At 65.0% G+C, this 14,824-nt stretch carries 13 protein-coding genes; 5 read left to right on the top strand and 8 right to left on the bottom strand.

The features are described from left to right. Positions 1-42 precede the first annotated feature (42 nt). A complete protein-coding gene (locus tag K6301_RS09445; protein WP_134651159.1) occupies positions 43-381 on the top strand; it encodes a protein tyrosine phosphatase family protein in 339 nt (112 codons plus the stop codon). 100 nt (positions 382-481) lie between these two features. Here the strand turns inward: K6301_RS09445 and K6301_RS09440 are convergent, their stop codons facing one another. The 4 genes from K6301_RS09440 to K6301_RS09425 form a co-directional block, all read right to left on the bottom strand. Then, positions 482-2,131: a thiamine pyrophosphate-binding protein gene (locus K6301_RS09440; RefSeq protein WP_247216398.1), complete on the bottom strand. Its 1,650-nt coding sequence runs from the start codon at positions 2,129-2,131 to the stop codon at positions 482-484. Further along, entirely contained in the window at positions 2,128-3,324 is a 1,197-nt protein-coding gene (gene caiB, locus K6301_RS09435; RefSeq protein WP_247216397.1) for a succinate--glutarate CoA-transferase, read from the bottom strand. The genes K6301_RS09440 and caiB overlap by 4 nt, the downstream gene beginning before the upstream one ends. 164 nt (positions 3,325-3,488) lie before the next feature. After that, positions 3,489-4,433 carry a DMT family transporter gene (locus K6301_RS09430; protein WP_247216394.1) on the bottom strand — a complete coding sequence of 315 codons (945 nt, stop codon included), beginning with the start codon at positions 4,431-4,433 and terminating at the stop codon, positions 3,489-3,491. Continuing rightward, entirely contained in the window at positions 4,430-5,389 is a 960-nt protein-coding gene (locus K6301_RS09425) for an alpha/beta hydrolase (RefSeq protein WP_247216392.1), read from the bottom strand. The genes K6301_RS09430 and K6301_RS09425 overlap by 4 nt, the downstream gene beginning before the upstream one ends. A 175-nt stretch (positions 5,390-5,564) precedes the next feature. Here K6301_RS09425 and K6301_RS09420 point away from each other — a divergent pair, with 175 nt between their 5' ends. The 4 genes from K6301_RS09420 (at position 5,565) to metF (ending at position 10,223) form a co-directional block, all read left to right on the top strand. Beyond that, entirely contained in the window at positions 5,565-6,329 is a 765-nt protein-coding gene (locus K6301_RS09420) for a ribonuclease T2 family protein (protein WP_247216389.1), read from the top strand. A 107-nt stretch (positions 6,330-6,436) separates the two neighbouring features. Then, the gene (ettA, locus tag K6301_RS09415) at positions 6,437-8,086 is read left to right on the top strand and encodes an energy-dependent translational throttle protein EttA (RefSeq protein WP_134651147.1); all 1,650 of its coding nucleotides are present in this window, start codon (positions 6,437-6,439) and stop codon (positions 8,084-8,086) included. A 210-nt stretch (positions 8,087-8,296) separates the two neighbouring features. Next, positions 8,297-9,304, top strand: coding sequence for an ArsR/SmtB family transcription factor (locus K6301_RS09410; RefSeq protein WP_247216387.1), 1,008 nt, complete (start codon positions 8,297-8,299; stop codon positions 9,302-9,304). Position 9,305: 1 nt separating this feature from the next. Beyond that, the gene (gene metF / locus K6301_RS09405; RefSeq protein WP_247216386.1) at positions 9,306-10,223 is read left to right on the top strand and encodes a methylenetetrahydrofolate reductase [NAD(P)H]; all 918 of its coding nucleotides are present in this window, start codon (positions 9,306-9,308) and stop codon (positions 10,221-10,223) included. A 484-nt stretch (positions 10,224-10,707) separates the two neighbouring features. On the opposite strand, the gene K6301_RS09400 is transcribed toward metF, so the two are convergent. The 4 genes from K6301_RS09400 to K6301_RS09385 all read right to left on the bottom strand — a co-directional run bounded on the left by K6301_RS09400 (position 10,708) and on the right by K6301_RS09385 (position 14,705). Continuing rightward, positions 10,708-11,643, bottom strand: a complete 936-nt coding sequence (locus K6301_RS09400; protein ID WP_247216384.1) for a DMT family transporter — start codon at positions 11,641-11,643, stop codon at positions 10,708-10,710. A gap of 115 nt (positions 11,644-11,758) precedes the next feature. After that, the gene (locus tag K6301_RS09395) at positions 11,759-12,955 is read right to left on the bottom strand and encodes a lytic murein transglycosylase (protein WP_247216382.1); all 1,197 of its coding nucleotides are present in this window, start codon (positions 12,953-12,955) and stop codon (positions 11,759-11,761) included. A 139-nt stretch (positions 12,956-13,094) separates the two neighbouring features. Continuing rightward, positions 13,095-13,874 (bottom strand): glycoside hydrolase family 25 protein, encoded by a 780-nt coding sequence (locus K6301_RS09390; protein WP_247216380.1) that lies wholly within the window; start codon positions 13,872-13,874, stop codon positions 13,095-13,097. A 156-nt stretch (positions 13,875-14,030) separates the two neighbouring features. Next, complete coding sequence (locus tag K6301_RS09385; protein ID WP_247216374.1) at positions 14,031-14,705, bottom strand: outer membrane protein; 675 nt, start codon at positions 14,703-14,705, stop codon at positions 14,031-14,033. Positions 14,706-14,824: the final 119 nt, after the last annotated feature.

Here is a 14,824-nt window from a genome sequence, read left to right as displayed (position 1 = left end):
GGCTTAAACGGTGTTCGCATCTTTTTGGGAAAGGACACGTCCATGGATATCCGCGAGATCAACGACGAATATTCGGTTTCCGGCCAGATCACGGTCGAGGACCTCGACGCGATCGCCGCCATGGGTTTCAAGTCCATCGTCTGCCACCGCCCCGACCACGAGGAACCCGGCCAGCCGGAATTTTCGGCGATTGCCGCGCGCGCCAGCGAACTCGGCATCGAGACGGCCCATGTGCCGGTCGGCCCGATGGGCGTGACGGTGGAGGCGGTGCAGGGCATGGTCGATGCGCTCGACGAGCTGCCGCGCCCCATGCTCGGCTATTGCCGCTCGGGCATGCGCTCGACGAAGACCTACGAACAGACCCAGCATATTCGCGGCTGAGGGCGCAAACAGCCCCTCATCCGCCTGCCGGCACCTTCTCCCCGCAAGCGGGGCGAAGATCGTAGCAGAGGGATGATGGGCCTTCGATGCCCGCTCCAGACTACTTCCCGCTCCGGATATCCGAGAGCGTGCGCAGCGGCGTTATCGCTTCCGGGTCGAGCTTCACCTCGATGATCGCCGGCTTGCCGCTGGCGCGGGCGCGCAGGAAGGCCGGCGCGAAGTCTTCCGTTTTCTCCACCGTCTCGCCATGGCCGCCATAGGCGATGGCGAGTGCCGCGAAGTCCGGGTTGGTGAGGTCGGTGGCGCTGACGCGGCCGGGATATTCCCGCTCCTGATGCATGCGGATCGTGCCGTAGATGCCGTTGTTGACGACGACGGCGATGATCGGCAGGCCGTAGCGCACGGCGGTCGCGAATTCCTGGCCGTGCATCATGAAGCAGCCATCACCGGCAAAGCAGACGACCTCGCGCTCGGGAAAGAGCCGCTTGGCGGCGACGGCGGCCGGCAGGCCGTAGCCCATCGAGCCGGAGGTCGGCGCGGCCTGCGTGGCGAAACGGCGGAAGCGGTGGAACCGATGCACCCAGGTCGCGTAGTTGCCCGCGCCATTGGTGAAGATGGTGTCCTCCGGCGTGTTTTCCTCGATCCACGCCATGATCGGGCCCATCTGCACGTCGCCCGGGCCCGTCGTCGGCGGCGTCGACCACTTCAGATAGGCCTCATGCATCGTTGCGGTGCGGGCTGCCCAGCGCGGGGCGGCTTTCGGGGTGAGACCCTCCAGCGCGGCGACGAAATCGTCGGGCGCGGCGCAGATGGCGAGGTCCGGCCGATAGACGCGGCCGAGTTCGGACGGATCGGGATAGACATGCACCAGCGTCTGCTGCGGATAGGGGCTTTGCAGCAGGCTGTAGGTGGACGAGGGCATTTCGGAATAGCGGCCGCCGAGAAGCAGGACGAGATCGGCTTCGCGGATTTCCTTGCCCAGCGCCGGGTTGATGCCGATGCCGGAATCGCCGGCATAGTTCGGGTGCAGGTGATCGAACAGCATCTGCCGGCGGAACGAGCAGGAGACCGGCAGGGACCAGCGCTCGGCGAAGGCGGTGACATCAGCGACGCTCTCCTGCGACCAGCGCGTGCCGCCGAGAATGACGAGCGGGCGTTCGGCTTTTTCGAGCAGGGCGGCGAGTTCGGCCATCTGTTTTGGGCCGGGATGGGCTTCGACCGGCCTATAGGCCTTCGCGTCCACGGCCTCGACCGCGTCCCTCAGCATGTCCTCCGGCAGGGCGAGCACGACGGGACCGGGGCGCCCGGAGGTCGCGACGGCGAAGGCGCGGGTCACGAATTCCGGGATGCGGCGGGCGTCATCGATCTCGGCCACCCATTTCGCCACCTCGGTGAAGGCGCGGCGGTATTCCACCTCCTGAAAGGCCTCTCTTTCGCGCGCGTCGCGCTGCACCTGGCCGATGAACAGGATCATCGGGATGGAATCCTGCCGGGCGATATGCAGGCCGGCAGAGGCATTGGTGGCGCCCGGGCCGCGCGTGACCATGCAGATGCCGGGCTCGCCGGTAAGCCGGCCCCAGCAATCGGCCATCATCGCCGCACCGCCTTCCTGGCGGCAGACGAGCACGTCGATATCGGTATCGTGCAGCGCATCGAGCACGGCGAGATAGCTTTCGCCCGGAACACAGGCAACGCGTTTGACGCCATTGGCGACGAGGGCATCGACGATCAGCTGGCCACCGGTCTTCATGCGTTTTTCTTTCCCGTTTCGAGCGTTGCGAGTTCGGCCATCACGGCTTCGGTGTGCTCGCCGAGCCGCGGGCTCGGCCTGTCGTAGACGAGCGGCGTGCCGGAAAAGACGATGGGCGTGCGCACGCCGGGAATGACGTTGCCATCCGCATCCGGCAGGTCGACGCGCAGGCCGCGCGCCTTGACCTGCGGATCGTCGAAGGTCTCGGCAATCGAATTGATCGGCCCGGCCGGCACGCCGTCCCGTTCGCAGGCAGCCAGGAGCTCGGCCTTGGCGATGGCCGCCGTCGCGGCAGTGACACGGCGGCGCACCTCGTCGCGGTTTGCGACACGCGCGCGGTTGGTGGCGAAGCGCGCGTCGTCCGCCATGCCTTCGAGCTTCAGGATGCCGCAGAGCTTGCGGAACTGCCCGTCATTGCCCACGGCCAGAATGACATGGCCATCCGATGCCGGCACGACCTCGTAAGGCGAGATATTGGGATGGGCGTTGCCGAGACGCGTCGGCGCCGTGCCGGAGGCCAGGAAATTCATGTTCTGGTTCGCCATCACGGCGGATTGCACGTCGAGCAGCGCCATGTCGATGTGCTGGCCCTTGCCCGTCTTCATGACGTGGATGAGGGCGGCCTGGATTGCGGTGACGGCATAGATGCCGGTGAAGATATCGGCGATGGCGACGCCCGCCTTCATCGGCTCGCCGTCCGGCGCGCCGGTGACGGACATGAAGCCCGACATGCCCTGCACGATATAGTCGTAGCCGGCGCGTGCGGCATAGGGGCCGTCCTGCCCGAAGCCGGTGATCGAGCAGTAGATGAGCTTCGGGTGCCGTTTGGCGAGGCTCGCATGGTCGAGCCCGTATTTCACGAGGCCGCCCACCTTGAAGTTTTCGATCACCACATCCGCCGTGGCGATGAGGCGGTGGACGGTGTCGCGGCCTTGCTCGGTCTTCAGGTCGACGGCGATGGAACGCTTGCCGCGGTTGGTGGAATGGTAATAGGCGGCCGAGAGGTTTTCGCCGTCCTTGCCCATCACGAAGGGCGGGCCCCAGGCGCGGGTATCGTCGCCGCCATCCGGGTTCTCGATCTTGATGACATCGGCGCCCAGATCGGCCAGCATCTGCCCGGCCCAGGGGCCGGCAAGGACCCGTGCCAGTTCGATGACCCTGATGCCGGCAAGCGGCAGGTTCGACTTGTCCATGGTGCACTCCTCCGCGATGGCCGCATGCATGCACCCATCGGGCTTTTCGCCTGTTTTCCCCTGGATAACAAAAAGCCCGCGGGCCGCATAGCGGCGGGGACATGGCAGGTGATGACGGCTCAGACTGACTTGATGCCTGCCGCGCGCGCCGCATTTCGCTTTCGTCAGATCGGCGTGTTGACCGGCGGGATGGTGGCGGTCTTGCCGACCTGCCGCTCGCGCCAGATGACATAGAGGCCCGAGCCGATGATGATGGCGATGCCGAGCCATTTGACGGCATCAGGCAGATGATCGAACACCCACCAGCCGAGCACCGTCGCCGAGACGATTTCCAGATATTGCAGCGGCGCGAGTGTCGAGGCCGGCGCGGAGCGGTAGGCATAGACCCCGAGCACGCCGGCAATGGTGGCGGCGATGGCGGCGCCGGCAATGTAAAGCGTGTTCTCCAAGTCCGGCATGACCGGGGTCAGCATGCCGATGCCGAGGCTGTTGCCGACGGCGAGCAGCAGGCCGGCGAACAGCGCACCCCAGAAGCCGGCATAGAACTGCATGGACCAGGGATCCTCCTTCTGGGCAACCAGCCGTGTCAGCAGAAAGAAAAGGGCCAGCGAGAACGCCGCGACGACAGGCATCAGCGCGATGAGACCCACCTCCTGCAGGCTGGGCCGGATGACGAGCAGCGAGCCGAAGAAGCCGACGGCGCAGGCCGTGTAGCGCCGCCAGCCGATGGTCTCCTTCAGCACGATCGAGCCGAGGATCGTCAGGATGATCGGCTCGACGAAGAAGATGGCGATGGCATCCGCCACCTCCATGACGGCGAGCGCCGTGACGAAGCTGATCATGGTGATCGCCATGAGCAGGCCGCGGGCCGCATGCAGGCCCATCTTGCGCCAGGTCACATCCAGCAGCGTGCCGCGCATCAGGCAAATCGGTGCCAGCACCACCATCTGGAAGAGCAGGCGCACGAAGGTGATCTCGGTGGCCGGCACGGCGGTGACGGCGAGCTTGGCGAAGATATCGATGACAGGGGACACCAGCACCGAGAGAACCATGAGGAAGAGCCCGAGGCTGACCTCGTTGCGCAACGGCGTTACGGCAGACGTGCTCATGCGGCTTCGGGGCTCCGGCGTTTCGTTTCCGCCACGCGCCGGCACCAGCCGGAAAAGGCGTCCACGGCCGGGTCGCGCAAAGGCGGGATCTCGTTCAGCGTCTCGTGGCGCATGCCGGGATAGACTGTTGTCGTCACGTCCTCAAGCCGCGATTTTTCCAGCCGCGCTGCGAAGGCGCGCGTCGCCCTGCCGTTCTCCGTCGCTGGATCCTCGCCGCCGCCGACCAGGTGGATCGGCAGGGATTTCGGCAGGCGGCCGAGCCCTTCGGCGGAGGCATCGGCGAAGGTGACGGCGAAAATGTCGAGCCACATCGAGACATTCACATCGAAGCCGCACAGCGGATCGGCGATATAGGCATCCACCGCGGCGGCATCGTGCGACAGCCAGTCGAAGGGCGTGCGCGCGCCGGCGATGCGCTTGCCCCAGGCGCCGAAGGTGAGGCGGGGCAGGATGCCGCTCGGCACATCGGACCCCTTCAGCATGCGCTCCGCGGCCAGCACGACCTGCGCGACCCGCCCGGCCAGTCCCGGCTCCAGGTTGGAATTCCACACGGCCAGCGCATCGATATCGCCGGGACGGGCCTCGGCATAGGCGAGCGCAAGAAGGCCGCCCATGGAATGGCCGAACAGCACGACGGGCAGGCCCGGATGCCGGCCGATGGCCAGGTCGCGGACCGCGCGCATATCCTCCAGCACGCGGTCGACGCCGTTCTTCGGCGCGAACTGGCCGCGCGGTGCATCCCGCGCCGTCGTATGGCCGTGGCCGCGATGATCGTGCGCATAGACATGGAATGCCTCGTCCGCCATGCGCGCCGAAAAGGCGCCATAGCGGGCGCTGTGTTCGGCAAGGCCATGGCTCAGGAGCAGGATGCCGCGCGGCTTACCGCGCGCCGGCGCATGGCGCAGCGCAAGCGTCGCGCCGCTCGGGCTGTTGAGCGTCTGGACTTCGGAAAACACGGCCATTCCTCCCGTTTGCCTAGAGGTCAACGTGATTTGCGCAGGAAAGACAATGGGATGCGACGTGTATTTTCGCCAATGCTCGCGTTTATCGCGATTTTCATTCTCTGGGGTTGCATTTTCATGATTTTTGGTTGCATATGATCTTGTTTTGTTCTCATCAAGGGAGCCCGTCATGAAGACGATCGTCGCCTTGCCTGTTCAGGCCGCATTATCCCTGTTCATCGCCTGCCTCATGGTTTTCGCACCGGCCGCCGCATGGGCGCAATCCGCGCCCGCGAAGGGCGGCACGCGTGAGGTCTTGTCCGTCGGCTGGCAGGCCGGCTATTGCGCGGCGCGGCCGAAGAGCAAGGGCTGCATCGGGTTTTCGGCTTCCACTGGAGCGGTGCAACGTTTCTCGCTGGTCGGCCGTTTCCAGCCGCGCAAGAGCTATTGCGGCGTCGAGACCGGGCTCGCGCAGAAGGCGAAAAAGGGGACATGGACCGATCTGCCCGAGGTCACGCTCGCATCGGCGACCAGGGACCGCCTCATGGCCGCCATGCCGGCCGTGCGATCCGGTTTCGACCGCAGGCTTTGGCTGAAAAGCGGCAGCTGCGTCGCGGCGTCGGCGGAAGCCTATTATGCCCGTTCGCTGGATCTGCTCGACCAGCTCAACGCATCGCCGGTGCTGACGGTCTTTGCCGGCAAGGCCGGCGGCACGGTCACGCTGGCGGAGGTGCGCAAGGCCTTCGATGCCGCCTTCGGCTCAGGCGCCGGCGAACGTGTGCGCCTGACCTGCCGCAAGACCGGCAACCGCACCGTGGTCACCGGCCTGACCATCGGCATTGCTGCCGGCGAGGGGGCGCTTCCAATGCTGATCGCAGACGCCAAGCCCACGACGTCGCGGTGCACGGAGGGTTGGACGGGCGCGCCGACGGCCGACCGGGCGGCCCTGCAATAGACGCCGGCCGCTCGCATGGGCCTGTATGCGCTGGCTTCAAGAGATTGCCGCGGGCGGATAATTCGCCTACATAGCGGGCAAATTTGTCCGACCCGGAGCGCGTTTGCATGGCACGTCAATTCATCTATCACATGTCGGGGCTCAACAAGGCCTACGGCGCCAAGAAGATACTCGAGAACGTCAACCTGTCCTTCTACCCGGATGCCAAGATCGGTATCCTCGGTCCCAACGGTGCGGGTAAGTCGACCGTTCTGCGCATCATCGCCGGCAAGGACAAGGAATATACCGGTGAAGCTTGGCTCGCCGAGGGCGCGACCGTCGGTTACCTCGAGCAGGAGCCGCAGCTCGACCCTGCCAAGACCGCCTTCGAAAACGTGATGGAGGGCGTGGCCGACAAGCAGGCTGTTCTCGACCGCTACAACGAACTGATGATGAACTATTCCGACGAGACGGCGGACGAGGGCGCCAAGCTTCAGGACATCATCGACAGCCAGAACCTCTGGGACCTGGAGCAGCAGGTCGAGATGGCGATGGAGGCCCTGCGCTGCCCGCCGAAGGATGCCGATGTCACGGTGCTTTCGGGTGGTGAACGCCGCCGCATCGCGCTCTGCCGCCTGCTTCTGTCGCAGCCGGACCTGCTCCTGCTCGACGAACCGACCAACCACCTCGACGCCGAAACCATCGCGTGGCTGGAAAAGCACCTGCGCGACTATCCCGGCGCCGTGATGATGATCACCCACGACCGCTACTTCCTCGACAACGTCACGGGCTGGATCCTCGAGCTCGACCGCGGCCGCGGCATTCCCTACGAAGGCAACTATTCCGCCTACCTGCAGGCCAAGGCCAAGCGCATGCAGCAGGAGTCGCGTGAAGAAGCCGGTCGCCAGAAGGCACTGTCGCGCGAACAGGAGTGGATCGCCTCCAGCCCGAAGGCCCGCCAGGCCAAGTCCAAGGCCCGTATCAAGGCCTATGAGCAGCTGGTCGATGCCGCCGAGAACATCCGGCCCGGCGACGCGCAGATCATCATTCCGGTCTCCGAGCGCCTCGGCAACGTCGTCGTCGAACTGGAAGGCATCAAGAAGGGCTTCGAAGGCCGCACGCTGATCAACGACCTGTCGATCAAGCTGCCGCCGGGCGGCATCGTCGGCATCATCGGGCCGAACGGCGCGGGCAAGTCGACGCTGTTCAAGATGATCACCGGCCAGGAGCAGCCGGATGCCGGGTCCATCCGCATCGGCGACACCGTCCATCTCGGCTATGTCGATCAGAGCCGCGACACGCTCGACCCGAACAAGACCGTCTGGGAGGAAATCTCCGGCGGGGCGGAAGTCATCAAGCTCGGCAAGTTCGACATGAACAGCCGTGCCTATTGCGGCGCCTTCAACTTCAAGGGCGGCGACCAGCAGCAGAAGGTCGGCAATCTCTCGGGCGGCCAGCGCAACCGCGTGCACCTCGCCAAGATGCTGAAGGCCGGCGGCAACGTGCTGCTGCTCGACGAACCGACCAACGACCTGGATACGGAAACGCTGGGTGCGCTCGAAAGCGCGCTCGAAAGCTTCGCCGGCTGCGCGATCATCATCAGCCACGACCGCATGTTCCTCGACCGCCTCGCGACGCATATCCTCGCCTTCGAAGGGGATGGCCATGTCGAGTGGTTCGAAGGCAACTTCGAGGACTACGAGCAGGACAAGGTCCGCCGCCTCGGCCCCGATGCCCTCAATCCGGGCAGCCAGGCCTACAAGCGCCTGACGCGCTGAGCCTGCTACCGACGCGTTCGAAAAACCCCGGTTCTCCGGGGTTTTTCTTTGCCGCCGATAATGGGAAGATCGGTATCCCAGCGGCTTGCCGCCAGTCCTGCGATGATCAACGGCGGGGCGGGTTTGCGCGGGACAGGTTCCTGTGGATTGGCTCTTGCAAGTAGCGGGTTAATCACATAAACATATCTTTATGTCTTGATTGGAAAAGCCATGGGCGACGCGCAGAAACTCGGACTTGATGACATCGTTGATATCCTGAAGGCCGCCGGCGAGCCGACGCGCCTTCGTCTGCTCGCGCTGCTTGCCCATGGCGACCTGACCGTGACGGATCTTACCGACATTCTCGGCCAGTCCCAGCCGCGCATTTCGCGTCACCTGAAGCTTCTCGCCGAAGCCGGGCTTGTCGATCGCTATCAGGAGGGGGCATGGGCCTTCTTCCGGCTCAGCCAGGGCGGCGCGGCCGTGGCGCTGGCGCGCCAGCTGCTTGACACGGCCGATGGGGCGGATGCGGTTCTGGCGCGCGACGACGAGCGGCTGCGTGTGCTGAAGAAGGTGCGGGCCGACAAGGCGCAGGCCTATTTCAGCCGCAACGCGGCCGACTGGGATGTAATGCGCCGCCTCCATGTCAGCGATGCGGAGGTGGAGGCGAAGCTTGCCGCGATGATCGGCACCGAGCCGGTCGATGCCTTCCTCGACCTCGGTACCGGCACGGGCCGCATTCTCCAGCTGTTCGAAGGGCTCTACCAGCGCGGCGTCGGTGTGGATGCCAGCCGCGACATGCTGGCGGTGGCGCGCGCCAATCTCGACCGCGCGGGCATCACCAAGGCGTCGATCCGCCACGGCGATATTTTCAACCTGCCGCTCGAGCGCGATGAGTTCGACGTGGTGACGATCCATCAGGTGCTGCACTTCCTCGAGGAGCCCGAGGCGGCGATCGCGGAAGCGGCGCGCATGCTCGCACCCGGCGGCCGCCTCGCTATCATCGACTTGGCGCCGCACGGGCTGGAGCATCTTCGGAACGACCACGCCCATATCCGCCTCGGTTTCTCGCACCAGATCCTTGCCGACTGGCTTGAGAAGGCAGGGCTCGCCGTCGAGGAGATCGTCGATCTGAAGCCCGCGCATTCGGCCGCCGATGCGCTGACCGTGACCATATGGCTTGCCCGCGACCGGCGTGAACCGGCGGCCGGCAAGATCGCCATCCGCAGAAGGAGTTGACATGACCAAGGCGACCGACAATGCGTCCCGGGGCCCATCTCGCAGGGATATCCGCCTGTCTTTCGAGTTCTTCCCGCCCAAGACGGCGGACGCGGAAAAGCAGCTCTGGGAAACGGCCACGCAGCTCTCGGCCTATGAACCGGCCTTTCTGTCGGTGACCTATGGTGCCGGTGGCTCCACCAAGGCGCCGACGCTGGCGACTGTGCGCCATCTGCTCGGGATGGGGCTGCCCGCGGCCTCGCATCTCACCTGCGTCGGCGCGACGAAAGAAGAGGTCAACGCCGTCGTCGCGGAATTCCAGGCCATCGGCGTCAGGCATTTCGTGGCGCTGCGCGGCGATCCGCCGGGCGGCGTGGGCACGGCCTACCAGCCGCATCCGGGCGGCTATGCCAATGCGGCGGAACTGGTCGCCGGCCTGCGCGGCCTTGCCGATTTCGAAGTCTCCGTATCCGCCTATCCGGAAAAGCATCCGCAAAGTGCCGATGTCGCGGCTGATATCGACATGCTCAAGCGCAAGGTCGATGCGGGCGCCACGCGCGCGCTGACGCAGTTCTTCTTCGACAACGACCAGTTCGAGCACTACCTGGAGCGCGTGCGCCGCGCGGGCATCACCATTCCGGTCGTGCCGGGCCTGCTGCCGGTGCACAATCTGGCGCAGGTCCAGAAATTCGCCGGCATGTGCGGCGCCACGGTGCCGGCCTGGCTTGCCGAGCGCCTGTCGCCTGTCGACGACAAGCCGCAGGAGCGCACGGCCGTCGCCGTCGAACTTGCCGTGCGCCAGCTTGAGGATCTCATTTCGCGGGGCATCGACGAGTTCCATTTCTACACGATGAACCGCGCCAATCTCGTCTCCGCGGTCTGCGACGGCGTGGGCCTTGCGAAGATCGACCGCCGTCGGGCTGCCGGCGCTGCGGCGTGATCAAACGACGCTTCATTCCCCGAAACGAAAAATGCATGGCACCGTCTCCGGGCCATGCATTTTTTTCAAAAGGATCCGGCAGGGATTTCTTGTTGTAGCCTGCCGCTCGAGTTTCGCTTGATCGCCTCAGATGAAGATCATCGTCGCGATGAAGAGGAATGCTGCACTGATCATCAGAACATTCAAGGAATGTGTGAGTCCCATGGCGACCTCCTTGCGTTAACTGTTCGATATTACGACCGAAAAAACCGGATTGAAAAGGTGTTTTGTTGCTGCGATGCAACATCGGTCCTACGGCAGCCGGTTATTCACAGGTCTAACATGCTGTAATTTCTGCACAAAAGCACTCGCCACAAAAAATTCACAATCCCTACCAAATGACGAATGCCGGCAATGTTCATTTACCAGTGTGGCGCAACCGTGGCGTCGCAAGGCTGCGTATTTCGCAAAAACGGTGCCGAAAGCCCTTTGTTCCCCGGGGGTATTAACGTTTTGGAAACCGGGCGAGCAGGCGGCCGTCGAGAACCACGAGGCCGAGCAGGACCAGCGCCATTCCCAGCATTCCGAGCGGTGTGAGCCGTTCGCCCAGGAAGACGGCGCCAAGCAGGATGGCGCTGGGCGGCACGAGCAGGGTGACGAGAGAGGTGTTGGTCGCGCCGGCCGCCGCCATGATTCGGAAGAACAGGATGTAGCCATAGGCCGTGGAAACGAGCGCGAGCGCCAGAACGGCAAGGATGGCGCCGGTGGGCGGCAGGGGAAGCTGCCAGGGCGCGTCGAGGGCGAGCGAGACCGGCAGCATGAGCAATGTGGAGGCCGTCAGCTGCCCGGCCGCGATGACCGGCGGAGCGGTGCCGCGGAACCGCTTGCCGTAGGTCGCGGCGAAACCGTAGGACACGGCGGCGAGCACGGGCAGCACGACGGCCCAGAGCGGCGGGCCGCTGTCGCCGGTGAACGGCGCAAGCGCACGCGGGCCGATGAGGACGGCGGTGCCGGCAAGGCCGATCAGGCACCCGGCGATCTTCGCCGGAGACAGCTTCTCGTCCGCGGTCATCCGGTTGGCGATCAGCACGGTGAAGATCGGCGTCGTCGCATTGAGGATGGAGGCGAGGCCGGCGCCGATCTGCGTCTGGCCGAGAAAGATCAGCATATGCGGCACGGCGTTGTTGATGAGGCCGAGCAGCAGGAACGAGCGCCAGCGGGCGCGCAGCGTGGCATAGATCGAGAAGCGGCCGGCGATGTAGATATGCAGGGCGAGGGCGGCGATGGCCACGCGCAGCAGGACCAGCGTGGCCGGCGGCACGTAGGGCACCGCCACGCGCGCGAAGAAGAACGAGCCGCCCCAGATGAGGCCGAGCAGGCTCAGGAGCCCCCAGGTGGCCGCAGATATGCGTGTCGAAGCCGTTGATGCCTGCTGTGTCATCGATTGTTCCAAGCGCCGGGACGAGAACGAAGCGGCGCTGCCGGGATGGGCCGGCAGCGCCGCTCAGGTCTTGCAAGTCCTAGCGCAAGGGATGGCGCCGCGCCACCCGATTTCGTCAGAGCGCGGCCAGCAGCGCGGGCGTCGCCCAGCCATCGGCGGGCATGCCGAGGCGCAGCTGTTCCTTCTGGATCGCCGCGCGCGTGCCGGAGCCGAGAATGCCGTCGATCTTGCCGACATCGTGGCCATGGGCCTGGAGCTTCGTCTGAAGCTCCTTCATGCCGTCTTCCGACAGGCCTTCCTCGGGCGTGCCGCGCTCATAGGGCGGGGCACCGGCCAGGCGCGTGGCGAAATAGGCCGCCGACGTCGTGTAGATGAAGGACTGGTTCCAGGCGAGGTAGATGTTGAAGTTGGGATAGGTGATGAAGGCGGGTCCCTTGCGGCCCTGCGGCAGCACGAGCGAGGCTTCGAGATTGCCGAAGGCGGTATCGCCGTCGCGCGGCTTCACGCCGAGGGCGAACCAGTCCGACGCCTTCATGCCCGGCTGAAGGCCGGTCTTCTCGAAGGGCAGGACATCGGGAACGGATACTTCCTGGATCCAGGGCTGACCCTTCACGAAGCCGAGATGCTGGATGAACTTTGCGGCCGTCAGGATGGCGTCGGGCGCGCTCTGCTTGACATTGACGTGGTTGTCGCCATCGCCGTCCACGCCGAATTCGATGATATCCTTCGGCAGCATCTGCACCTGGCCGATCTCGCCGGCCCAGGCGCCCGTCGTGCCGTTCGGGTCGAGGTCGCCGTGACCGACCATCTCGACGGCGGCGATGAGCTGCGGGCGGAAGAGTTCGGGGCGGCGGCAGTCATGCGAGAGCGTGACGAGCGCGTTGCGGGTGTTGAAATCGCCCTGCACCGCGCCGAAGTCCGTTTCCATGGCCCAGAAGGCGGCGATGACGGGGCCGGGCACGCCGAATTCCTGCTCGGCGCGGCCGAACACGGATGCAAGGTCGTTCAGCTTCCTGCGGCCGATATCGAGGCGCGACTGGCTGACCGTGCGCTTGGAGAACTCCAGGAAGGTCTGCCGGAAGACGCCCTGCGCGCGATCGCGCGACAGGACCTTCTGGTCGATCGCGGCGCCGGCAAGCGCGCGGTCGGCCACATCCGCGGAGACACCGCGCGTGAGTGCTTCGGCCTTCACGCCCTCCAGGAAGGCGCCGAGATCGCCGCCGCAGGCCGCTGCCGTCTGGGCCTGCGCGCCGCCGGCCAGCAGGAAGGCCGCCAGGCCCGCCGCGAGTGTCGTCTTCAGGTTCTGCCGCATCTGGTGCTCCTTGAGTGCGCCGCCCTTGAAACATAGGGCTGTAACATAGGGCCGGCTGTCTCAGATGAATGTGACGGAAGCAAGAAGAAAAAGGCAAGCCCGCAGGCTTGCCGTGATTTCCGTTCTGCGTGTTGCGCGCTCAGCGGGAAACGGAAGCGACCCACTTGTTCCAGTTCTTCGCGGAACCGGCGAAGACGTTGATATCGGTGTTGCCGGAAATGCCGGGCACGACGCCGGTGGAGGTATATTGCCAGAAGGCCCACTTGCGCGCGGGGTAGATGTTTTCCGGGTGGTTGGCGACGGAACGCAGCCAGAAGTGATAGCCTTCGAAATGGCCGACGAGGTTGTCGCGGTGGAAATCCACGGTCGTATAGATGATCGGCCGCTTGCCGTAGTGGGCTTCGAGACGGTCCATGAAGCGCTTCAGCACCGTGCGCACCTCGTCTGCCGGCGGCCGCAGCTTGCAGGTCGGCGAGGCGGCGTTCCATTCGGCGTCCAGCACCGGCGGAAGGTGCACGGCCTCCTTCGGCACATTGGCGATGAACCAATCCGCCTGCGCATCCGCCGTCGAGCAGAAATAGTAGAAATGATAGGGCGCGTGGGCGACGCCCGCGGCCTTTGCGCCGCGCCAGTACTCGGCGAATCGGCTGTCGAGACGGTCGGTGCCTTCGGTGGCTTTCAGGAAGGCGAAGGAGACACCGCCGGCCTTGGCGGCGTGCCAGTCGATATCGCCGTTCCACTTGGAAACGTCGATGCCGTGGACTTCATGACGATGCGGGTTGCGCGCGCCAAAATCCTGCGGATCCTTGTCCTCGAAGCGCGGCGGAACGGACGAGGTGACCCCGAGATCGTAGTCGGTGGTCGAGCAGGCTGTGGCGAGAAGGGCGAGCGGCAGGAGGGCCAGAATGAACCGACGCATGAGTGTCCCGTGGTTGCGCGTTTACCGATCCTGCCTCGAAAGGGGCGGAGCGTAAAGAGCAGCGCGCGAGACGGGTCAAAGACCTGTCGCATATCCTGGTAAAATTACGGTTAGCGGAGCGTTAAGCCGGGGCGACGGATCGCCCCGGCTTCAACCTCAGAACTTCATGCTGACACCCACCATGACGGAGTGAGTCTTGAAGTCTCCGCGCGCGCCCGCCGCATCGAAGACGTCGGACTTGCCGTAGTCGCTGTAGCGATATTCGACACGGCCGACCACGGAGTCGGTGAAGGCCTGTTCGACACCGGCACCGATCGTCCAGCCATGGAGCGTGTCCTTTTCCCGAACGCCGGTCGTCTCGTTTTCCAGAGCGGCGTTGGTGAAGGCGTAACCGCCCGTGCCGTAGATCAGCGTGCGGTCGATGGCGTAACCGAGACGCGCCCGGACCGAACCGCCCCAGAGTGTTTCTGTCTTGAACGTATCGGTGCCGACATCGAAACGATCGTCGTTGAAGTCGTGTTTCACGTCAGCTTCAATACCGTAGACGAAGCCGTTGTTGAAGAAGTTGTAGCCGGCATAGGCGCCGACGGCCCAACCGTTGAGGTCACGGTCGAACAGGGACGCGCCTGTCGCGGCCGAGGAGTAGTCGGCTCCGGTCCAGCCGTAGCCGGTGTTCACACCGACGTAAAAGCCGCCCCAATCGTAGACGCCGGCGACTTCCGTGATCGGCGTTTCCACAGGCGGTTCGGCGACCGCCATGTCAGCGGCAAAGGCCGGCAGGGCGCCAGCGGTAACGATGATGCCTGCGGCACCGAGGATCATGGATTTCATGTAAGGGTCCTTCCCACTCTATGGTCGCGCGAAGCCCCGCACGCGAATGACAACACCCCCCAAACGCCTCAAGGCCGGCTTGGTTCCGAGAAAAATTCCCCCCGTGAATTCTTGTGGTG

Source organism: Shinella oryzae, from assembly GCF_023038235.1.
GTDB classification, from domain to species: Bacteria; Pseudomonadota; Alphaproteobacteria; order Rhizobiales; family Rhizobiaceae; genus Shinella; species Shinella sumterensis.
Note: the sequence above shows the minus strand (reverse complement) of the source record. Positions and strands in the feature narration are given on the sequence as shown.